A 22,362-nucleotide genomic window follows, 5' to 3' on the forward strand; every position below is an offset into this window, starting at 1 on the left:
GCAACAACCACGCGGCGAACCACTATTTAGAGGGATTATGCGCGTTTCTGCTTGAGCACCATAATCAATAAAGATTGCAGAACGTTAGCTTGGTAAGCTCAGTTCATATCGTCTCGTAGATGCCACTCAATGGGCTGGTGCTACAAGCTTGTTCAATAACGCAATAACGTTCCAAAAGTTGCTTCCGGCAGATGAAAGGCACTCCACAAGACAAAAAAACCGCCCCGAAGGGCGGTTTGTTTGACTGAAGAAGCGGCATCTTTACTCGCTGCTTGCCTTAGAAATTGCTGTGGAAATTTCTCCAAATTTGCCCTTGATCGTGGTTCCCAGCGTCGTCGTCGCGCCGATGATTACGACAGCGATCAAAGCCGCGATGAGGCCGTATTCGATGGCGGTTGCGCCGGATTCGTTTTTACGAAAGCGTGCGATAAGCTTGGTCATGTGTTGCTCCTGAGATCATTTTTGTTTGTTTAGTGGTCGCTGTGACCTGGGAGCAAACTATCCGGCAATTATGTTCACCCTCTTAAGTTGCATGGTAAACGGATGGTGAGTATTGCATATGATTAATAAAGTCCTGAATACAAAATGAAATTTGAAATTTCGCGATGAACGGCATTTAAGCATTATTGAATGTAAGGTTGCAGAATGCAAAGAGCCCCGCTTGCGCGAGGCTCCATCGGTGGATGGTTGTGTCATGCACCTTACTGCGGCAGCTGGGCTCCTGCCTGCTTAACGGCATCGGCCATGGTCTGGCAGAGCTTTTCCTCAGAGATGTTCTGCGCTTTTGCGCTGGTGGCGATATCCTGCTCCATACCCATCGCAGAAACCTTGCCCTGCTTGCCGGTTGCTTCGGCAGCATCGGCCTTGGAGGTGTCGGCTGGGGCAGGGATAAGGGCAATCATTTTCGTCTGGATCTCGATGGCGCCGCCATCGGTGTAACCCTTTTCCTGGCAGTACTGGAGCACGCCAAGCTGATTGCGGGCGGCATTATAGGCCATTTCCATCTGCTCCGGCGTTGCCTGAGCGAAAGCCGTAGCAAGGTTAGCGCCGAGGAAAAGACCGGCCAAAGAAACACGTACCAGATTGCGCATGATAATTTATCTCCATGAGTCAAATACACGCTGTGATAGAGCGAAATTTTTCTGCGAAGGGAACTCAAGAAAAATTAATTAGTGAAATGAAATATAAGAGAAAATACTTCCTCTTTTTGGGGGTAATTCGTCACGAATATTTCATGAAAACGATATGTTGGGATTATCCAGCGGGTTGCATAAGATTTGCCATCAAACGGAAAGCTCCGGGGACGAGCTTGTCGAGCTGATGGTGCAATACGAGACTCGTATGCGTATGACGGCCCTTGCCGATCCTGGCGGATACAAGTGCGCCATAGAGCGGTTGTTCTCCATCATCGTGCATGGAAAGCAAGGGCTGATAAGCATCATCCCATGCAGAAGCAAAATAAAGTCCGCGCTCCTTGTGCCAGCCATCCCAATCCGCTTCGCTGATAGCATTGGGACCGACGAGCAGGGAGTATTTGGGCTTAAGAACTGTAACCACCGCATCGGGATTCGTCACGCGCCAGCGCAATGACGGCGAGCCGATGGTCAGTGGTCGCGGCGGTGTTTGGTCCGGGTGCCAGCCGTCGGATGGCCGGTGATAGAGTGTGACCAGATGCCCGCCATCCTCCACAAATCGGTGCAGCTTTTCCGTTGCCGCAGCAAGGTCAACGCGCGAGCCGAAAGCGAATATTCCAATCACGATAGTAGTGAATTGCGAAAGATCACCGGCAAGATGATGAGGTTCGATGTGGGTGACGTCAAATCCCATGCGTTTCAACCAAAGGCCGACATTGTCCGCACCGCCGCCGATATAGCCAATGCGGGTATCGGGCAGCTTCACGTCAAGAGCCAGCACCGGAAGCGTTGCAGGCTCGCGCCAGACCGTTCTGCCGAAATGCGGATAGCTGGCAATGTGTGTTTGCCATGCCGGGATTCCGTCAATCAATGCCTGCAGGCAGGTCAAGCCCGGTATCGGATCGGAGGGACCGTGCAAGGTGACGCTCGATCCGTTTACGTTGGCTCCCCAACCGTTTTGCGATGTAAAAGTGATCTGTTTTGCCGGACCGTTCGCAAGGAGCTGGACCGGCGATGGTTCCCGTTGGCGCGATAGGAGGACGGCTGGCGGGTCGATCTTCAACGAGACGGGCGGCACAATGGCGAGCGGCTCTTCGAGGTCGAAGCTGCATTCCGCCAGATGCCCGCCAAACTGCGCCTTCAGCCGGATATAGGCCTGCCCGTTGCCGCCGAGAGACCCCCAAACGGTTTCGAAAAGCGGAGAAAGTTCCGCGTCTTTCGCTGGCGAAACAGTCAGAATTTCTCGTCCAGGGTTTCGCAGGTCACTGACAAGCGCGCAGTTTTCGGGCAGCACAGCCACCGCCGTTGCTGCAATCTCTGCCGCACCAGGGCCATATTCGACAACGAGGCGCGTCTCGCCGCCTGTCGGCAATATCGGCTCATCCAGATAAGCGCGCTCAAACAGCGAGGCCGCTTCGATCAGGGCCGCGTCAACTTCCCGCAACTTGCGTTCCAGCCTGTGTCCATGCAGCAGCAGAAAATCGTCCGGTGCACTGGTCAGTACAGCCTTTAGGCATGTCGCGGCCCCGACCAGATTTTTGACAATGGCTTCGCGGTCGGGAAAAGTCGCTATTGCCTGCTCGATGGAAGAATGGGCATCACGAAGCTGCTTCCGGTTTTCCGATGCCAGCCCATCGAGCTTTGCCAGCGCTTCCAGAGTTTCGGGAAGTCCCTCAAGAATAGTTGTTTCCGAACGGCTTTCCGGCAATTTCAGATGCAGCGGCCACTCGATCTGCGGCGTTTCCGGCCAGCGACCCATGCCCTGCGTTGCATGGCAGGCACGCGACCATTCACCGATCCGGTCGTAATCGGCGCCGGTTGCCGCATCGCGGCCCGCCGTATGAATTGTCAATGTCGTGTCGGGCGGCGGAAGTTCGTCATCATATGTATCGCCGCCGCCCGGCCAGGCGGGGAGATAGAATTTCGCCACCTGCCACGGCGTCAGCCCGTCGGCTAAATGTTCCGGAAAAGCATCGGGATCGGCGGCGAGCCGTATCGCTGTTTCCGCCGCCCGCGTCATGGCGCGATGGTGGCCGTGCTGGCCGGGAACGTCGAGAAAACTCGGCAGCACGATATCCGGGCGCTCGGTGCGATAGGCGCGGACCAGCCGCTCGACGGTTTTTTCCTCTCCCCAATGGTTGAATGTACCGTCGCCGTCCTTGGAGAAGCCGAAATCGTGGACGGAATCGTCAGGACCATGGCCCAGCCAATGCACGTCGCAATCGAGAATGCGCGCTGCTTCCTCCATTTCGCGGCTGCGGATCACGCCGAGCGCACCGCCGCGTTCCGGGCCGAGCGCGTTCTGCCCGCCTTCGCCGCGTGTCGAACAGGCAATCACCACCCGCACGCCAAGGCCAAAACGCATATAGGCCATCAGGCCGCTCTGCTCGTCATCGGGATGTGCGCCCGTATGCATCAGCGTGACTGTCGAGCGCAGCCTGCTCAGCGTCCGGTGCAGCCGGACAAGGGCCGGAGACGACTTCTGGCGCTCGATGCGCTGGCGGGCAGTGAGCATGGTTAGATTTCCGAATTTGTATCGAGCTTTGGCGTCATGGCCTCGAACATGGGCAGCGATGCCGCGCCCAGAGCAGCGGTGAATTGCCCTGTCTGCCCGCGAATGACACGCGGCAATGCGCGGGCGCGGCGGCTAGCAACCGAAATCGGCAGGCCGCCCATATGCCGGATCAGGTCATCGATGATCGCATCGGGCAACATGCCGCCCAGAATGATCGTCTCGGGATCAAGAATGTTTTCGATCATGGCAATCATTGGCGCAAGATGGTCGGCGGCCTCCTGCACCCATCCCATCAGAACGGGGTTGCGGTCTTCATGCAGCTTTTCCAGCGCGTCGAAATCCGTTTTCTCGATGCCCGCCGCATGAAGCTTTTCGCGCAGGGCATGAAGCGAGGCATAGGTTTCAAGACAGCCCTTCTGGCCGCAGGCGCAGCCACGCCCATTGGGCGTAATGACGATATGGCCGATTTCACCGGCATTGCCGAAAGCACCGCGAAACGGTGCGCCTTCCTGGATCATGCCGAGCCCGATACCGGCCCCGAAATAGATCATGGCGAAGTTGGAAATGGCATGTCCCGCGCCGAACAGGCGTTCGCCAACGGCGGCGGCGTTGGCATCGTTTTCGACCAGAACGGATTCGCCACAGGCTTCGCTCAGAACTGCCGCTGCATCGATCCCGGACCAGCCGGGCAGGGTGGTCGGTCCGACCGAACTCATGCCTTCAATGTCGAAAGGTCCCGGCATCACCACGCCTATGCCGAGCAGGCGCGCTGGAAACGAAGCCTTCACTGCATCGACTTCTTTTCGCAACTGGGCGGAAAGCTTGTCGGGGCTGACATCATGGATCGGGCGCACATGCTGCGTGCGCGGCTTGCCGGAAAGATCGAGCACCGTCGTTACCATATGCGTCGACCCCATTTCGACGCCAATGGTCATCGCTCCTTCAGGATTCACGGCGAACTGGATTGGCGGCTGGCCGCGACCTGTTTTCAGCCGCCCGAGCTGCATCAACAGGTTCTCTGAAACCAGCTCATCGACGATATTGGCGATGGCCTGAGCGGTCAGGTGGGTCAGGCGGGCGATATGCATCCGGCCAAGCGGCCCATGGCGGCGCACGACATCAAGCACCACGCGCCGGTTATGATCGCGGATTCGTTCGGGATTCTTGCCGAGGGTAACCGCAAGCACCCCACCTGCAGCGGTTGCAGATGCGGTGACCGGTTCGCCGTCCGATTTCGATGTCATGGTCCCTCCTGTCTCCCGTCAGAGAGATATCGCGGGCTGTTTCTAACAGCAATATATTAATTCAACTAAATTATCTTATTGACAAAACGCTCGCAACATTGAACCGTAAAGAGAGGGTGGTGAAGACTGCTCTTGCTCATGTTGGGGAAGTGGGTTCCTGCGTGAGGAAAATGGGCGCTGCGCATGACCTGCGCGGCATGTGGTGGAATAAGCGGATGATGCTGGGCATCTCCGTGGCCGTGCCTGGGACCGCATTCGTACCGGTGGGCGGGGCAATAGGGAGGTTTAAATGCGCAAGCTGTTACTGGCAGGTCTGGTTGCGGGGCTCAGCACCTTTGCGATCAATGCCGCACAGGCTGTCGAAATCGAATATTGGCAGTATGTCTTTGAGACACGCGTCAAGGCGATGGACAAGCTGATCGAGAATTTCGAAAAGGCCAATCCGGACATCAAGGTCAAGCAGGTCACGTTCCCTTACGACGACTATCAGACGCGCGTTATCGCAGCCAAGATGGCGGGCAAGAGCCCGGACGTGATGCAGCTTTTCTATGGCTGGCTCGACAAGTTCGTGGCTGGCGGCATTCTGCAGCCGCTGCCGCAGGATGCGTTCCCGCATGACAAGATCGAAAGCGAATTCTTCCCGATCGTTTCTGCGATGAAGCGCGGCGATGAATATTACGGTCTGCCGACCGCCGTCCGCTCGCTGGCGCTTTTCTACAACAAGAAGCTCTTCACCGAAGCTGGTCTCGATCCGAACAATCCGCCCAAGACGCTGGACGAAATGGTCGAAGCCGCCAAGAAGACGACGAAGCGCGACGCTTCCGGCAATCTTCTGGCCGAAGGCATCACGCTCGACATGCCTGGACAGGACCAGCATTGGTGGCGTGAGGTTCTGGTGCGCCAGTTCGGCGGTCAGCCCTATACCGACAACGACCGCAAGGTTGCCTATAACGATGCTGCCGGTGAAAAGGCGCTTGCCTTCTATACCGGTCTCCAGACCGAACATAAGGTCGGCGAAGTCAAGTTCATGGACGAAGGGCAGGCCGCCTTCCGTGCCGGCATGGCAGCCATGACCATCGACGGCACCTTCCGTCTCGGTTCGTTCCGCACCATCAAGGACTTCGAATGGGGTGTGACCGAGCTTCCGGCCAATGCGGAAGGGAGGCGCTCCAACTATGCCAGCTACTTCGCCAACGGCATCAGCGCCAAGGCAAGCGGTGAGAAACTCGAAGCTGCCAAGAAGTTCCTGAACTACATCTCCTCTCCGGAAGCCATGGAAATCTGGCTGAAGGACGTGGGCGAACTGCCTGCGCGCCGTTCGGCGGCCCTGACGGAAACGAACCTTGCTGATCCGATCTACGGTCCGTTCCTGAAAGGTCTGGAATATGCCCACACGACCATGTTCGTGGATGAGCTGAAGCAGCGTCAGATCGCGGTCGATATGGCCAACCGCGTCATTCTCGAAAAGCAGCCAGTCAAGGACTCTCTCGAGCAGGCAGCCAAGTCCGAGCAGGAAGTGCTCGACGCGGCCAAGTAAGGCAATCGTGAAAGAGGAAGTGGCTGGAAACGGTTCTGGCCACTTCCTCTCCTCCTGCCTGTTTACGGCGCGGCTCATCTGTAGCCGAAGGATTTTGACACATGACATTGACTGTAGAGGCCGGGACGGCTGAAACAGGCGGTAGGGGCAAGGGGCCTTCGGGCAACGGCCTGACGGACCGCCTTTCCATGCGCACAAGACGGTTGATCTGGGTGTGGAGCTTTCTGGCTCTCCCGATCCTGTTCTATTCGGTCATCCGCTTTTACCCGACGATAGAGGCTTTCTGGCTGTCTTTGACGGACTGGGACCTGATGAACCCGCCAAAGTTCATCGGCCTCGCCAATTACCAGAAGCTTTTTGCCGACCCGGAATTCTGGAAAGTGTTTAGGAACACTTTTACCTATCTGCTGGTTGGCACGCCGATTAGTCTCGTTCTGGCGTTTACGATTGCCTATTTCCTGGATCGCGTGCGCGTCATGCACGGCTTTATCCGTGCGCTCTATTTTCTGCCATATCTCACCACGGCAGCGGCCATGGCATGGGTCTGGCGCTGGTTTTATCAGCCTGCGCCCATCGGCTTCATCAATAATATCCTGAATGCGCTGGGCCTCCCACAGCAGGGTTTTCTGCGCTCGGTCGATCAGGGGCTTTACGCTATTATGGCGACCTCCATCTGGGCCGGTCTCGGCTTCCAGATCATCATCTTCATGGCGGGCCTGCGCGCTGTTCCCAACACGTTTTATGAAGCCGCGCGCATCGATGGCCTCGGCGAATGGGCGATCCTGCGCAAGATCACGATCCCGCTTCTGAAACCGACCACGGTATTCCTCGTCGTCTTCTCGTCCATCGGCTTCCTGCGCATCTTCGATCAGGTCTACAACATGACCACGAACGATCCCGGCGGACCGCTCGGCTCGACCAAGCCGCTGGTGCTGATGATCTATCAGACCGCCTTCTCCTCCTATGCGATGGGTTATGCGGCTGCGCAAACCGTCGTTCTCTTCACCATCCTGCTTTGCGTCTCGCTGTTGCAGCTCTGGATACTGAGGGAAAAGAAATGACAGCGCCCGCCCAAACGAAACCGCTCCCCTTCCAGAACCTCCGACCCGGCCGCATCCTGACATGGACGCTGCTGCTCATCGGCGGCCTCATCATGGTCACGCCGCTGGCTTTCATGTTCTCCACCTCGCTCAAGACGGCGGGGCAGGTCTACGACCTGCGCCTGATCCCGGCGGAGCCGACATTGCAGAACTATGCCACCATCCTTGCCGATGGCCGCTTCATCCGCTGGTTCCTGAATTCCATGATCGTTGCGGTCGTGGTCACGCTGTCGAACGTCTTCTTCGACAGTCTCGTCGGCTACACGCTGGCGAAATTCCAGTTCCGCGGTCGCTATTTCATCTTCCTCGCCATCCTGTCCACGCTGATGATCCCCACCGAAATGCTGGTGATCCCGTGGTATCTGATGTCGAGCAAGCTTGGCTGGCTGGACAGCTACTGGGGCATCATGTTCCCCGGCATGATGACGGCCTTCGGCACGTTCCTCATGAAGCAGTTCTTCGAAGGCGTTCCCAACGACTTTCTGGAAGCTGCCCGCGTCGACGGCCTCAACGAATTCCAGATCTGGTGGAAAGTCGCCATGCCGCTGGTGACGCCTGCGCTCTCGGCGCTTGCGATCTTCACCTTCCTCGGCAACTGGACCGCGTTCTTCTGGCCGCTGATCGTTGCCACCAGCCCGGAGCTTTACACGCTGCCGGTAGGGCTTTCGAGCTTCGCCGTTGAGCAGTCCATCCAGTGGGAAATGATCATGACCGGCGCGGCCATCGCCACGCTTCCCACACTCGTCGTCTTCCTTCTTCTCCAGCGTTACATCGTGCGCGGTGTCATGCTCGCTGGCCTCAAGGGTTGAACCATGTCCGATCTCGATCCACGGCTGTCCGATAAAAGCGTCTTCCCCGATCCGGTTTACAAGGAAACCGTGCTCCGCCCGCTTTTCGACGGCGCCAAGACCCACCATGTCGACGGCTTTCGCCGCATCGACCGCGCCCATCTCGTCATGCTGGTTGAAACCGGCATTCTCGACCGCGAGCAGGCCGCAGCCATTGCCGGTGCGCTGGAAGCCATCGACAAGGAAATCGATCCTTCAAAGCTCACCTATACGGGTGAAGTGGAGGACTTCTTCTTCCTCATCGAAAAGGAGCTGAAGGCCCGCATCGGTGCCGATATTGCCGGTCGCCTTCACACGGCGCGCTCGCGCAACGATATCGACCACACCCTGTTCAAGCTTGGCCTGAAAGCCCGCATAGACGCGCTGATGGCGCAGGCGCGCAATCTGCTGGATAGCATGGTTACCGCTGTCGAGCGCGAAAATCAGACGCTGATCGTCGCCTATACGCATGGCCAGCCTGCACAGCCATCGACCTTCGGCCATTATCTTTCGGCGGCTATCGAGGTTCTCGTCCGCGACATGGAACGGATGGAAGCCGCGCGCGCCATCGTCAATCTGTCGCCCATGGGGGCGGCGGCCATCACCACCTCAGGCTTCCCTATTGACCGCGCACAGGTTGCCAGCCTGTTGGGCTTTGCCGCCCCCTTGCCGAATTCCTATAGCTGCATCGCGGCGGTGGATTACATCACCTCCACCTATTCGGCGCTGGAACTGATGTTCGTGCATCTTGGGCGTCTCATTCAGGACTTCCAGTTCTGGACCAGTTTCGAGGTCGGCCAGATTTATGTGCCGAACGCTTTCGTGCAGATTTCGTCGATCATGCCGCAGAAGCGCAATCCGGTTCCAATCGAACATATGCGCCATCTGGCAAGCCAGACCATGGGCCGCGCCCGGACGGTGCTGGATGTGATGCACAACACGCCTTTTACCGACATGAACGACAGTGAAGGCGAAACGCAACAGATGGGCTATGAGGCATTCGCCTCTGCTGGCCGCGTGCTGGAACTTCTGGCCGCGTTCATCGGCGCGATCCGCATCGATCCGGCGCGTGTCGCCGAAAACATCCGCCGCTCCTGCATCACCATCACGGAACTGGCGGATTCGCTGGTGCGTATCGAAAATCTCTCTTTCCGTCAGGCGCATGAAATCGCGGCCAGGGTTGCTCGTGCTGTCGTCGCCATGGGCGGCGGTCTGGAAAAGGACAGTTTCGAGCCTTTCCTCGAAGCTTTCCGCGAATCCGCCGGGCGCGAGCCGTCCTTCGGGCGCGAGAAATTCGAGGAACTGGTCTCGCCGCAGCATTTCGTGGCGGTACGGGATCGTCTTGGCGGTCCGGCGCCAACCGCGATGAATGCAGCGCTGGCGCGGCATAAGGCTGAGGCCGACCGCTTCAAGGCGCTGGCCGTCGATCACGCAGCCGCCGAAGCAAAGGCTGCGCGCGAACTCAATGATAAATTCAGTGCACTTGTGGAGACACGCTGATGGCAACCATCGAACTTGAAAAGCTTGTCAAGCGTTATGGCAAGGTCGAGGCGGTCCGGGCAATCGATCTCCAGATCAAGGACGGGGAATTTGTTGTTTTTGTCGGACCTTCGGGCTGCGGCAAGTCCACGACCCTGCGCATGATTGCGGGGCTTGAGGACATTTCCGGCGGTCATCTGAAGATCGGCGGCGAAGTCGTCAACGAACGCGATCCGAAGCAGCGCAACATCGCCATGGTGTTCCAGAACTATGCAATCTATCCGCATATGACTGTTCGCCAGAATATCGGCTTCGGGCTTTATACGTCGAACCTTTCCAAGGCCGAGAAGGACAAGCGGATCGAAGAAACCGGCAAGGCGCTCGGCCTCGAACCCTATCTCGACCGTCGCCCGGCGGCATTGTCCGGCGGCCAGCGCCAGCGTGTCGCCATCGGTCGCGCCATGGTGCGCAACCCGTCGGCCTTCCTTTTCGATGAGCCGCTGTCGAACCTCGATGCCCAGCTTCGCGCGCAGATGCGCATTGAAATCAAGCGCTTGCATCAGCGTCTTAAGACGACGACCGTTTATGTGACGCACGATCAGGTTGAAGCCATGACCATGGCCGACCGCATCGTGGTCATGCGCGATGGCCGCATTCTCCAGACCGGCACGCCGACAGAGCTTTATGAAAACCCGACCGATGTGTTCACGGCGCGCTTCATCGGCAGCCCGTCAATGAACCTCATTGCAGGCCGTCGCAGCGGTGCTGGTGTTGAGCTTGCGCCTGATGGCGACATTCTGGTCGGCGTTCGTCCGCACGACCTGAAAGTCGAGGAGGGGACGGCCAATGGTCTATCGCTCACCGGCACGGTGACGGCGGTTGAGCCGCTTGGCGCGGAAACGCTGGTGCATCTTGATGTCAACGGCGTTTCGGTGATTGCAACGGCTCCGGGCAAGGTCATTCCGGCAACGGGCGGCACGCTTGCCGTGTCTGCGCCTGCCGGAAGCCTCTATCTCTTCGACGCGAAAACCGAGAAGAGTCTGGGCCGCCTATGATGCCGCAACAATTCAAGCGTCCGGCTGTCCTCAGCATCGGACGGATTTACTGCGACCTCATCTTCACCGGGCTGCAATCGCTACCGCAGCCGGGGCGCGAGATTTTCGCCGAGAACATGAAGATGGCGGCAGGCGGCGGCGCCTTTATTTCCGCTGCTCATCTTGCCCATGCGGGCAGGGCAGTTGCGCTGGTTGCGCGGCTTGGCTTTGACGGCCTGTCGCGCGGGCTGGAGCCGGACCTGAAGATCGATGGCGTCGACTTGCGCTTTCTGGAGCGCGCCGACGATGCCGGACCGCAGGTGACGGTGGCAAGCGTGATTGGCAACGACCGTGCATTCCTGTCGCGCCGCGCCGGTTCCGCGCTTCCCGCCACCCTTTCCGCCGCTTTGGCATGGAAAGATGCCGGGCATCTGCACATCGCCGAATTCGCCACGCTGCATGAAATTCCCGATCTCGTGCGGCAGGCAAAGGCCGGAGGTCTTTCCGTCTCGCTTGATCCAAGCTGGGACGAAACGCTGATCTACGATTCCGGTCTTCTCTCTGCCTGCGAGGGCGTCGATATATTCCTGCCCAACCGCGAGGAAGCGCAGGCCATCACCGGCCATGACGATCCGGCAAAAGCGCTTGATGCTCTCGCAGGCCATTTCCCGGTCGTTGCGTTGAAAGGCGGTGGCGAGGGTGCATGGCTTCGCACTGCCGAAGCGGACATTCACATGGCGGCGAAGGACGTGCCGGTCATCGACACGACCGGCGCGGGCGACGCCTTCAATGCAGGCTTCATCGATTCCTGGCTCGATAGTCACGACGCCCATCGGGCTCTGGCAGCCGGGATCGACTATGGCAGCCTCGCTGTGCAGGCGGCGGGCGGCGCATCCATCCTCCGTTCGCCTGAGCGTCTGGCCGGATAATCTCAGGGGCGGTGACTAACCGTTCACCGCTCAGACAATGCGGTTTCCTATCCCGTCAGGGAATATCGGCACGGGGTACGGATTTTGTTGGGCTTTTGCGGTGTTCTCGTCTGACTGTTCCCTTTTGGCTTGTTCGTCAGGGAACCGGCGGAAACGCCTGCAGAAAAACACAAGAAAGAAGCCGGATGCTGATTTTTGCACTTGCGCTTGTCGCGCGAATTGCCTAAACGGCTCTCACAACGACTGGCCAGACACGTGGCGAAACAGTCGGGCGATTAGCTCAGTTGGTAGAGCGCTTCGTTTACACCGAAGATGTCGGGAGTTCGAGTCTCTCATCGCCCACCACTCATCTCCTTGAAATTGCTTGTAAATTTTGACCGAATAGATTGCGCGGTTGTTTGCATTTTCCACCTAGCAACAGCCTAGCAACTGTCTTGCTGTAGCTGGGGCAAACCTATTGCGCGACGGCGCGAGCTTTCTTCTTCAAAACTCCCTAAAGTTCCTGCGGCATCGTTCAATTAAATTTGGGATGATATCGGATATGCGCTCGAATTTTGACACATGACGTCCTGGAAAATCCCGGGTCGCCCTTGGTTACTACGAATCAATCGATGAAGCGCCTTGGAGAACCGACTCTACGTTCGGGTCAGGATCTGGATGAGAAACGCCAAGCTGGTTTTCGAGCGCTGAAGGGCCTGAGACCCGTCGATTGATGAACAGCACAGTGAAGAGTTCGTGATTTTTACGGGAAGCGAAGCAGAGGGGCGGTGAGGGGATAATGAATAGACGGCTTTTGTTTTTCACAGACCAAATGTCGACGTCGATCTGTACACTCGTCAACAATTCGGCCGCCAATTGGACGCCGCCAGCATATTGGCGCTAGTTTGATACACGTCCAAACATTGAAAACAGACATATGGAAAAATGTGATTATTATCATATGTGCCATTTGAAACGACCGCACGGGGACCGGAAGCAGACTCCGGTCCAGCCAAGAATGTAGTGAAGTGGGCATCATTAGCTGTCGGCACAACCACCTGATTGCCAGTCAAGATTCTTCGTGGCTACCCGTCCCAGGCTCTTACGACCCGAACGGAAACGTGAACGTGCGGTTGGATTCAATTGGACACGTTCAAGGGCGGTCGTTAGCGCCGTCAACCTGTTCGGGCTTCACATTTCCAGACCTGCCTTACGGCTTTCCAGTGTTGAGATAAGATTGAACCCAATTGACCGGAAGGGCTCAGGTGCAATCCAACTTGCCGTACCCATTACACCAGACATTGCTGTATGCTCGCCCTTGCCCAGCATAAGTTCGGCAAGGTGTCGCCCAAGCATTGTACCTTTCGCGATACCACTGCCATTGCAGCCACCCGATGCATAGAGGCCGTCCTCAACGCGACCCCACCACGGCGCCCCATTCATCGTGAACGCAGTCGTACCAGCCCACAAATATTCGAACTGCACATCTTTGAGATTAGGCCATCGGCGTTCAAAACGATCTCTGAGCTTGCTTACAGCTTCGCGCTCACCGAGTTCGGCCTCATGCGCATAAAGACTGCGCACCATAATCCGGTTACGACCAATGCGACGCAACGTCGTGCCAAGCCGATGCGAGGGCAACAATCCCCATGCCTCGGACTCGCCTAGTTCATCAACTCGGCTATTGGCAATTTCTTCAGTCACCGCAGCATAAGTATAAATGGTCGCCATACGTGATTTCAGATAGCCGAACTTTCGGATGAATGCGTTGGTCGCCAGCGCCATGTTCTTACATTTTACAACGCCACCTGGCGTCTCCAAAACCCAGCCGTCGCGCTTGGTCAAGGTTGTAACCGGTGTGTTTTCATAGATCGCAACGTCGTTTGGTAGTGCATCGGCAAGACCACGGATCAGGGCCGCGGGTTGTAGCAACCAAGTATCCTGCATGTGGATGCCGAAGCGATAATACGCGCTCCCGATACGACGATGAATGTCCTCGCGCGACAGGAGAGTATGAGCAATATTATTGACGCGAGCCACTTCGGCGACTTTGCGTAAAGAGGCTTCGCCAAGTTCTGTTGCTGCACCGCGGATCGATCCAACCTGCCGCATGTCACAATCAATATTATTTTCACGGATGATCCGCATCAACCATTCAAAAGCTTCGGTGAAGAAGCCCGACTGAAGGCGTGCCTTTTCAGCCATTTCTATCGAGGCATTGCGCGGCAGCACGTCGGACCCTGTGAAACCCGAGTTTCGGGCGGAAGAACCTTCCCCCACCGTCGTCGCTTCAATCACTGCGATACTGGCGTCAGGGTCCAGTTCACGCAATCGACGTGCGATGGCGAAACCGGTGAACCCGGCTCCGACGATTGCGTAATCGACCGCAATGTCTTGATTAAGCGCAGCGCGCTGCTGGCGCGGCGGGAGCATGGCATTCCAACCGCACAGATTGGAATAGCGAGGATAGGTTAGCTTTGTCATATTGGTGCCTGAAAGATTTCGGGATAGTGCATCGCACCATCCCGATTGCTCTTCTCATTCCTTGAAGTGAGCTTGTTCGGTGAGTAGTGGGCCCAGCGACATCGACCCCTTGAGTTCGAAACCCCAGTCAAGCTTCTCGTTTCTGATCCAGACCTGGGCCGTTTCTGTTACCGGCACTGCACAAACATCAGCGACGATCAGCTTTTGTGCTTCCTGCCAGAGTTCCATCTGCTTTTTGGGATCAATCTCGGTGCGAGCGGCCTCGATCTGCTTATCGGCGACTGAGCAATGGCTGAAGTTCGTTACTTGCCCAGGAGCCCCAATCGCGCTGCTGGAATGATAGAACTGCGTCAGAAACGTATCCGCAACGGGGAAGCGTGCCGCGCCGTAATCAACAAGCGGGCTTAAATCCTTGCGGATCATCTGATGCCAGGTCGCGTGCTCAACCGGTTCAAGCTCAAGCTTGATGCCAGCCTTGGCGAGTTGCGCCTGCAAAAGCTGGTCCGTCGTCGCATAGCTAGGCATCTGGCTTGAAATCATCTTGACGGTGAGACCGTTGGGATACCCCGCTTCTGCTAGCAGTGCTTTGGCCTTCTCCACATCTGGCTGGATGAGGCCCGGATCGGGATTGAGCCCGAGATTGTTTGAAGGAATGACTGACTTTGCAACACGCGTGAATTCAGGCCCACGAAACTGTGCGATCTGTTCAGGATTGATCGCGTAAGCAACGGCCTGCCGTACCTTGATATCGTCAAAGGGTTTCTGATTGCGGTTGATATGCACCACTGTCAGTTCGGCAGGATCGAAGATGTCGACCTTGGCGCCGGGCGTTTCCTTCATCCGCTGCAACCAGCGCCGATCGGCATTGCCGGCGGATACATCGATTTCACCTGCGGTAAAGGCAAGATCACGGCCTGCCGCTGCATTAAGGAAACGATATGTCACCTTTTCGATCTTCGGCTTGCCACGGAAGTATTTTTCATGAGCGGTAAAATGGACCGCAACGCCGGGTTCGATTGATTCAAACTGGAAAGGCCCAAAGCCGACAGGATTGCGGGTAAAACCCTCTCCACGCTCTTCGTACGCCTTCTTGCTGATGATAAAGCCACCCGAATAGTTGGTCACCAGACCGAGCAAGCTCGGGACTTGATTTGCAAGCGTTATGCGCACAGTGTGCGGGTCTACAGCCTCGACGCTCTTGACGGCCTTATAGTCCGTTGCGAATGCAGAGTGCTTCGGATCGGCCGCCTTTTGCAGACTGAAAACGACGTCGTCGGCCGTCACTTCACCATAGCCATGTTGCCATTGCACGCCGGGCCGCAGCTTGAAGGTCCAGACCAGATTATTGTCTGTTGCTTCCCAACTCTCCGCAAGATCTCCTTCAATCGTTGCCGGATCAGTAGAGCCGGGCGCAAATCTGACCAGCCCTCCGAATATCCATGCGACAAGGGTACGGTCAGAGGTACTGGCGGCAAAATGTGGATCGAGATTGCCAATATCAGCAGCTGCCGCACCGAGCCGTAATTCGGTCTGTGTTGCGGAAGCTGAGAGCGTACCAAGTGCCGTAAAGGCCATAAGAGCGGCAAGTGCCGGTGGTCCCATGATGCTTTTCAGTTTCATGCCTGTTCCCTTCTTATTGCAGATTATTGTCTTGAGATTTGCTGAGCGCACTGAGCAGTGGGGTGAAGCCTGCTTCGTTCAGTTGGCTGATCGCGGAAATAATGCTGTCCTGACTTTGGGTACTCAGACTGACACGCCCGATATTCTTGAACTTGTGAGCGACCTGGTCCCAGCTCATCGGGTTCGCCACATCGCCAAGCGGGTGGTCGATAACCAGCTCTTTTTCACCGTCACCTTGATCGATCAGAACACGCGCTGGCGTGCGAACTGGAAACGCTGTGGCGAAATCGATCGACGTTTCAAGTTCGATCCGGTTCGCAAGGCCGAGGACCTCTATGTCTTTTAGACTGTCGGGATCGACGGGCTGAAGCGCCTCCTGCCCACGCAGCGCCGCAAGCGCGCAGCTGAAATAGAAGCTATACTGGCCGCCCTCCAACGTGCTTGGGGTGCGCTCATTGGCGAGACGAAGCCCCTGCGGGAAGGTTTCGATGCGGAGCCTGTGAATGTGACGCCCATCCTGACGCATTTTCAGGATAGCATCGATGGCAGCATGCATATAACGACAGCATGCATAAGGCTTGAGATAACACTTCTGCAGCTCCCACACCTCGCCAAGCTGCCCCAGCAAGATTTTAGGATCATAGCGATCTTCATCGTTGAGCAAATCTACCGGTCCGGTTGCTCCCGCCCTTGCGCGATAAGCCCCAGTGATACCGGCAACGACAGCAGGTGGGATTCCTTCTTTTACCGTGCTGCCCTGAAACTTGGAGGAGCCTGTCGGGAAAACGATAGGGCCTTCAGAGCCTGCAATCGCCAGCGCATGTGCCATTTCTTCAGCGTCAAGACCGAGCAAGCGTCCGGCAGCTGCAGCCGCACCATAGCTGACCCACCTGCCACTGGCATAAGTCTCGATGGTGTTGGTGGGGCGTGATGTGGCAACACGCAGAGCGACGTCATAGCCCAGTGCAATGGCATCCAGCATCTCCGCATCCGATGCATTGATGGATTGGCCGACAGCAAGTGCTGCAGGAATGACGCCAGCCCCCGCATGGCCTGCCGCTCCACGATGGCCATCATCAATATCGAGCGCACTGGCCGCCGCACTATTGGCCATGGCAGCGCCCACAACGCTCAGCTTCAAATCCGTGAGCCAGACCTGAGCTACGCCTGAACCGTAGACATCGGCTGCTGCTTGTCTCGCCGAAGCAGCCAGGCGTGAATGAAGGCCTGCTGCGGTTGCGCCCATCAAATCGAGCAGCAGCAGCGAGATGGCTTCGCGCGTTTCCGATGGCAACGCGCCTTTGGGGTGGCCAGACACAAATTCAGCAAGTTGAGTTAGGGCATGCATTTCCGAAGGACTCCAATCTAGCTCGCCATACGAATGAAATGACCGTCCGCAGCCATGCTCCAGCGTGCCGCTGGTGCGCTATAACCGAGGGGTTTGAGCGGACTTCTGGGTGGACCGGCATCGGCAGCTCGCCGCCTTGTTCCCCGTTGGTCGGGATGTATTATCGGGATCGCCGAAAGTAACCGTTGCGTATATTCGTGCCCCGGTCGTCCGATCACGTCATCACGTGGTCCGATTTCGACGATTTCACCGAAATACATCACCGCAACACGGTTGCAGATGCGCTCAACTGCGGACATATCGTGGCTGATGAACAGATACGAAATGTCAAATTCCTTCTGAAGATCAATCATCAGATCAATAATTTGACCCTTGATGGCGACATCAAGCGCCGACACCGCTTCATCTGCGATGATCAGCCGTGGAGCCATTGCGAGAGCACGCGCAATACAGATACGCTGGCGCTGTCCGCCAGAAAATTCATGCGGCAGACTGGATGCGCGATTGGGATCCAACCCAACACGCTCCATCAACCATTCCATCTTCTGTTGTGCGGCTACACCAGTCTCCAAACCATGAACTTTCATTGGTTCCATGATTGCCGAGCCAATGGTCTGACGTGCATCAAGAGAACCAAAGGGATCTTGGAAGATCATCTGTACTTGCCGTTTCAATGACGACAGGCTTTTGCGATCCAGATAGTCGATCGTCTCCCCACCAACGGTGATCTTGCCGTTGTGCACGGGTGCGAGATTGATAATCGCCTTACCAATGGTGGATTTTCCTGAACCGGACTCGCCAACCAGTCCAAGTGTCTCACCTTTGCCAATGCTGAACGACACATCTTCGACCGCATGCACTGCGCCCCTGGCACGGCCAAATAGGCCACCGTGGACCGGAAATCTTACCGAAAGGTCGCTCACTTCGAGAACCGGCGTTGCAGCATTCGCCATCAAGGGACTGTCGACAGGTCTGGCCGGAATCGTTTTGGCCTGCAACTTGCCGACCAAACTCGGGGCCGCTTCGATAAGGCTGCGCGTATAGGCATCTTTAGGATTGCTGAAAATTTCCATCACCGAGCCGTGCTCAATGACGCGCCCATGGCGCATGACCAGAACGTCATCAGCAACTTCGGCAACAACGCCCATGTCATGCGTTATAAATAGAACCGCCGTTCCAGTTTCCTGCTGCAACTCCTTCAGCAGTTGAAGCGTCTGAGCCTGCACAGTCACATCAAGCGCGGTTGTAGGCTCATCAGCAATGATGAGATCAGGATCGCATGCCAGTGCCATCGCAATCATCACACGCTGTCGCATTCCACCTGAAAACGTATGTGGATACTGATTGACGCGCTGCTCCGGATCGGGAATGCGCACCTTGCGCAAAAGCTCCAGAACCGCTTCCTGCAGTTTTTTCCCCTTGAGTTTCTTGTGAATTCTCAGAACTTCGGCAAGCTGTGCTCCAACAGTCTGTACCGGGTTAAGAGAGGTCATCGGCTCCTGAAAGATCATGCTGATCTTGCCGCCTCGCACGCCTCGCATGTCCGCTTCAGGCAGTTTTAGCAAGTCTTGTTGGCCAAGCATTACAGCGCCCTCAGCCTTTGCGATGCGATCAGGCAGAAGACGCATGATCGCCAGAGAAGTAACGCTCTTGCCAGAGCCGGACTCTCCCACCAGAGCCAGTGTCTTGCCAGGCTCGATCTGGAAACTGATCCCATGGACAACCGGCTTTCTGGCGAATGAAATCTTGAGATCACGAACAATGATCGCAGGCTGGACAGTCATTAGCTGGCATCCTTCAGTCGTGGATCGATTGCGTCACGCAGACCGTCGCCGATCAGGTTGAGAGCGAGAACGAGCACCAGAATTGCAAGGCTCGGATAAAGAGCCAGATGGAAGGAGCTCAGAATATTGTCGAAGCCTTCGCGAACCATGCCACCCCAAGTCGGCGTCGGTGGGGCCAGCCCTAACCCAATGAATGCGAGCGACGCCTCGGTGCGAACTGCAGTGGCCATCCAAAGTGATGCCATGACCAGGATCTCCGGCAGAATGGCAGGCAGAATATGGCCGAACAGAATGCGCGTGTGGGAAAAGCCCATCGCGTGACAGGCCTGAACATATTCGCGGTCGCGCTGTGTCAGAACACCTGCGCGGGCAATTCGCGCAAAGGCCGGTATAGCGGTGAATGCGATAGCAATGACAATATTCGTCAGCGTGGCCCCCATAAGGGCGACGAGTGCCAAACCAAGAATCAATGATGGAAATGCCAGTACGACATCCATGATCTGCATCACAATGATGTCGGTCTTGCGCCCCACATAACCAGCAATCATGCCCAGAAACGAGCCAATTATCAGCGCGACCAGAATGGCCAGAAATCCGATGGTTAGCGAATAACGGGCTCCATAGAGTAATCGCGAAAGAACATCACGACCGAACTGGTCCGTGCCCAGCAGATTTTCTGCACTTGGCGGCGACAGGTAAACGATGATGTTCTGTTCATTCGGATCATATGGCGCCAAGATCGGAGCAAAGGCTGCGCACAGAATGAGCGTCAGAACAATCGCTACACCCAGCCAGGTAGAGAAATTCAATCGACGTAGAAATTCCCATCGAGACTGCACGCGCGGCGCGGCAGATGAATTGGTGGTGATGGATGTCATTTGTACTGAACCCTCGGATCGAGGAAACCATAGGTCAGGTCGGTCAGCATGTTCACCGCAACAACCATAAGCGTATAAATGACGATCATCCCCTGCAGCAGGGTATAGTCACGCTGGGTCAAGGCGTTGAGAATTAGCTTACCAAGACCTGGGCGAGAGAAGACGATTTCGGTCAGAACGGAATTACCGATCAGAATACCGAGATAGAGCCCCACAACCGTCGTAATTGGGATCGTGCAGTTACCAAGCGCATGACGCCAAACAACTGCGTGATGTGAAGCGCCTTTGGCCTTCGCCGTGCGCACGAAGTCCTGGTTCAAAACTTCGAGCATGGCCGAGCGGGTGACACGTGTAATATACGCCATCATGATCAGTGCCAGCGAAATGGTTGGCAGTGCCATTTGCCTCAAGCGGTCCAGCAATCCATCGCCGCCACCTGAACTAATCACAGGAAACCAGCGCAACTGGATTGCAAAAATCATGAGCAAAATGATCGCTGCAACAAACGCTGGAAGCGAAAGACCCAACAGGGAAACAAGGCGCAGCAACAGATCAGCCGGCTTATTTCGTTTCACTGCTGCCCAAACACCTGCGGGAACACCCAACAGTACCCCCAGTATGAGCGACGCGATTGTCAACTCCATTGTATAGGGCAGGACGTTCATGATCTCGGCCGTAATCGAGCGGCCGGTTATCATGGATGTCCCAAGATTACCCTGGAGTACACCCAGCATGAAGCTCCCGTACTGGACAATGATCGGCTGATCCAGACCAAGCTTGTGATGCAGTGCAGCGATACTTGCGGGGCTGGCTTGATCGCCAAGAATCACAAGAGCCGGATCGCCCGGCAGAACACGAACGATTACGAAGACTAACGTCAACACGCTGAACAGCGTGAAGAGCGCGAAGCCCATTCGTTTGATCAGGAACGACACCATGCTGTTGTCCTCGCCTCAAACAGATGATGGGGGAGCATGACAGGGACGTGCGTCAGCAACCTGAAATCAGGTGTAAAGACAGCAATCTTTGAACGCTCCTCCCTCGGTTCAAAGACTTAACGCCGTGGTTGAATGACAGCGAAAAATGTGACAGAAGTCAACATATTCCTTTTATTGGAATGAATTTTATGAAATATTCTAATAATTAGAATTTTGGAGTTAGACGTGACTACGAACGCATCAAGCAATGCAGTACGCGCACTTGATATTCTAATAGTTCTGGGGGAAGCGGGCGCTGATGGCTTGGCTCTAGCAGAGATTGCTGAACGCATTGGCGAAGCAAAACCAGCCGTGCATCGTAGCCTCGTTTCGCTTCTTCAAAAGGGCTTCGCCGAACCGGCTGGCAAGCATGGCTTTTACCGGCTTGGACCTGCTATCCCAATGCTCGCGAGAGGGCAGGCCCGTCTTGAACCCCTGATTTCGAAGTTTCGGCCAGGGATGACCGAGTTTGCGCGGCGAAGCGGGCATACCGTTTATATGATGGTGCAGGCGGGCATTGATGCTGTCTGCGCCGAGATGGTTTCGCGATTTCCGGACCGCCAGTTTACTATGGGGGTTGGCGGACGCGTGCCTATGGGTGTCGCAGCCGGAAGCATCGCACTCATGTCCATAATGCCTGAAGCCGACTGCCTCGCACTGCTTGAAACAAATGCACCGCGTTATCTTAGTCACCCATCAGTTCAGTACGTCGATAAGTGTGTCGTAATTTCCCAGATTGAAGATGCTAGACGGCGGGGTTTTGCTGTCAATATGGCGTACTACCTGCCGGGAGAAGGCGGACTCGGCTTACCGGTGCGCGCTACAAATCCTTATGAACTGAATGCCGCGATTTCGTTCACCGCACCGCTCGAGATGATGACGGAAGATTGGCTTCCCAAGATCATCGATGAACTGCGCGATTGCCTTGGCCACGCGATATAGTTTTCGCCTGCTTCATAAAGGCTTGAAGTGAAATAGTTTAACATCTTGAACCCTGAAGGAAACCAAATGCAGATTGAAAGACTTGACATAAATCACCGCCGCAGTCGTCTCGTAAAATACAATGGCATGTGTTTCTTATCGGGCCAATTTTCCGATTCTGCTGGGGACATTGCTCAGCAAACGATAGAAACACTCGCCAAGATTGACGATCTTTTGGCACGGGCCGGCACCGACAAATCTCGCCTACTTACCGCACAGATTTGGCTGAAAGACATGTCGGATTTCGCGGCGATGAATCAGGTTTGGGACAGTTGGATAGATACAGCCAACCCGCCGACGCGATGCTGCGGGCAAGTATTCATGGCCGACCCCGATATGCGTATCGAGATTGTGGTCTCTGCTGCGATTTAGAGTGCATGCGTATCTTCTAAATTTAATCATCGCAAAAGACGGCGGCGTTGGCGCTATTAAATAGAGCAGAATTAGAAATTTTGTCGGATCAGGTGGAGTTCAAACCTTTACACCGAAACAATCGACTGGCGCTCTACCACT

General features: G+C 56.1%; 18 protein-coding genes and 1 tRNA gene. 9 read left to right on the plus strand and 10 right to left on the minus strand.

Annotated elements, in window-relative coordinates; translation table 11 throughout:
* Positions 1–261: 261 nt before the first annotated feature.
* From J9800_RS14585 to J9800_RS14600, 4 genes are all read right to left on the minus strand, one after another.
* On the minus strand, positions 262–441 hold the full coding sequence (locus J9800_RS14585) for a Flp family type IVb pilin (RefSeq protein ID WP_112589464.1): 180 nt from the start codon (positions 439–441) through the stop codon (positions 262–264).
* A 260-nt stretch (positions 442–701) separates the two neighbouring features.
* Complete coding sequence (locus J9800_RS14590; RefSeq protein ID WP_114215651.1) at positions 702–1,091, minus strand: pore-forming ESAT-6 family protein; 390 nt, start codon at positions 1,089–1,091, stop codon at positions 702–704.
* Between the two features lie 163 nt (positions 1,092–1,254).
* Positions 1,255–3,648, minus strand: a complete 2,394-nt coding sequence (locus J9800_RS14595; protein WP_114215650.1) for a PIG-L family deacetylase — start codon at positions 3,646–3,648, stop codon at positions 1,255–1,257.
* 2 nt (positions 3,649–3,650) lie between these two features.
* Positions 3,651–4,892 carry an ROK family protein gene (locus J9800_RS14600; protein ID WP_114215649.1) on the minus strand — a complete coding sequence of 414 codons (1,242 nt, stop codon included), beginning with the start codon at positions 4,890–4,892 and terminating at the stop codon, positions 3,651–3,653.
* Between the two features lie 289 nt (positions 4,893–5,181).
* Between J9800_RS14600 and J9800_RS14605 the strand changes: the two genes are divergently transcribed.
* From J9800_RS14605 to J9800_RS14635, 7 genes are all read left to right on the plus strand, one after another.
* Complete coding sequence (locus J9800_RS14605; RefSeq protein WP_114215648.1) at positions 5,182–6,429, plus strand: sugar ABC transporter substrate-binding protein; 1,248 nt, start codon at positions 5,182–5,184, stop codon at positions 6,427–6,429.
* Between the two features lie 188 nt (positions 6,430–6,617).
* Positions 6,618–7,490, plus strand: coding sequence for a carbohydrate ABC transporter permease (locus J9800_RS14610; protein WP_162792643.1), 873 nt, complete (start codon positions 6,618–6,620; stop codon positions 7,488–7,490).
* Positions 7,487–8,338 carry a carbohydrate ABC transporter permease gene (locus J9800_RS14615; RefSeq protein WP_112589454.1) on the plus strand — a complete coding sequence of 284 codons (852 nt, stop codon included), beginning with the start codon at positions 7,487–7,489 and terminating at the stop codon, positions 8,336–8,338. The genes J9800_RS14610 and J9800_RS14615 overlap by 4 nt, the downstream gene beginning before the upstream one ends.
* A 3-nt stretch (positions 8,339–8,341) precedes the next feature.
* A complete protein-coding gene (gene argH, locus J9800_RS14620; RefSeq protein ID WP_114215647.1) occupies positions 8,342–9,856 on the plus strand; it encodes an argininosuccinate lyase in 1,515 nt (504 codons plus the stop codon).
* The gene (locus J9800_RS14625; protein WP_114215646.1) at positions 9,856–10,890 is read left to right on the plus strand and encodes an ABC transporter ATP-binding protein; all 1,035 of its coding nucleotides are present in this window, start codon (positions 9,856–9,858) and stop codon (positions 10,888–10,890) included. Before argH ends, J9800_RS14625 begins: the two co-directional genes overlap by 1 nt.
* Positions 10,887–11,798 (plus strand): carbohydrate kinase family protein, encoded by a 912-nt coding sequence (locus J9800_RS14630; protein WP_114215645.1) that lies wholly within the window; start codon positions 10,887–10,889, stop codon positions 11,796–11,798. The genes J9800_RS14625 and J9800_RS14630 overlap by 4 nt, the downstream gene beginning before the upstream one ends.
* 269 nt (positions 11,799–12,067) lie before the next feature.
* A tRNA-Val gene (locus tag J9800_RS14635) sits at positions 12,068–12,143 on the plus strand.
* 825 nt (positions 12,144–12,968) lie between these two features.
* Here J9800_RS14635 and J9800_RS14640 read toward each other — a convergent pair.
* Genes J9800_RS14640 through J9800_RS14665 form a run of 6 tightly spaced genes read right to left on the minus strand, consistent with a single transcriptional unit; the run spans position 12,969 to position 20,829 of the window.
* Entirely contained in the window at positions 12,969–14,261 is a 1,293-nt protein-coding gene (locus J9800_RS14640; RefSeq protein ID WP_114215644.1) for an NAD(P)/FAD-dependent oxidoreductase, read from the minus strand.
* A 54-nt stretch (positions 14,262–14,315) separates the two neighbouring features.
* Positions 14,316–15,881: an ABC transporter substrate-binding protein gene (locus J9800_RS14645; protein ID WP_114215643.1), complete on the minus strand. Its 1,566-nt coding sequence runs from the start codon at positions 15,879–15,881 to the stop codon at positions 14,316–14,318.
* Between the two features lie 13 nt (positions 15,882–15,894).
* Positions 15,895–17,229: an MmgE/PrpD family protein gene (locus J9800_RS14650; RefSeq protein ID WP_114215642.1), complete on the minus strand. Its 1,335-nt coding sequence runs from the start codon at positions 17,227–17,229 to the stop codon at positions 15,895–15,897.
* A 17-nt stretch (positions 17,230–17,246) separates the two neighbouring features.
* Complete coding sequence (locus J9800_RS14655; RefSeq protein WP_114215641.1) at positions 17,247–19,013, minus strand: ABC transporter ATP-binding protein; 1,767 nt, start codon at positions 19,011–19,013, stop codon at positions 17,247–17,249.
* Positions 19,013–19,891 carry an ABC transporter permease gene (locus J9800_RS14660; RefSeq protein WP_061345496.1) on the minus strand — a complete coding sequence of 293 codons (879 nt, stop codon included), beginning with the start codon at positions 19,889–19,891 and terminating at the stop codon, positions 19,013–19,015. Before J9800_RS14660 ends, J9800_RS14655 begins: the two co-directional genes overlap by 1 nt.
* Complete coding sequence (locus J9800_RS14665; RefSeq protein ID WP_012092301.1) at positions 19,888–20,829, minus strand: ABC transporter permease; 942 nt, start codon at positions 20,827–20,829, stop codon at positions 19,888–19,890. The genes J9800_RS14660 and J9800_RS14665 overlap by 4 nt, the downstream gene beginning before the upstream one ends.
* Before the next feature lie 225 nt (positions 20,830–21,054).
* On the opposite strand from J9800_RS14665, the gene J9800_RS14670 reads away from it, so the two are divergent.
* Positions 21,055–21,810, plus strand: a complete 756-nt coding sequence (locus tag J9800_RS14670; RefSeq protein ID WP_114215640.1) for an IclR family transcriptional regulator — start codon at positions 21,055–21,057, stop codon at positions 21,808–21,810.
* A gap of 66 nt (positions 21,811–21,876) precedes the next feature.
* A complete protein-coding gene (locus J9800_RS14675) occupies positions 21,877–22,221 on the plus strand; it encodes a RidA family protein (RefSeq protein ID WP_114215639.1) in 345 nt (114 codons plus the stop codon).
* Positions 22,222–22,362 lie beyond the last annotated feature (141 nt).

Source organism: Ochrobactrum sp. AP1BH01-1 (assembly GCF_018066705.1).
Lineage (GTDB): Bacteria > Pseudomonadota > Alphaproteobacteria > Rhizobiales > Rhizobiaceae > Brucella.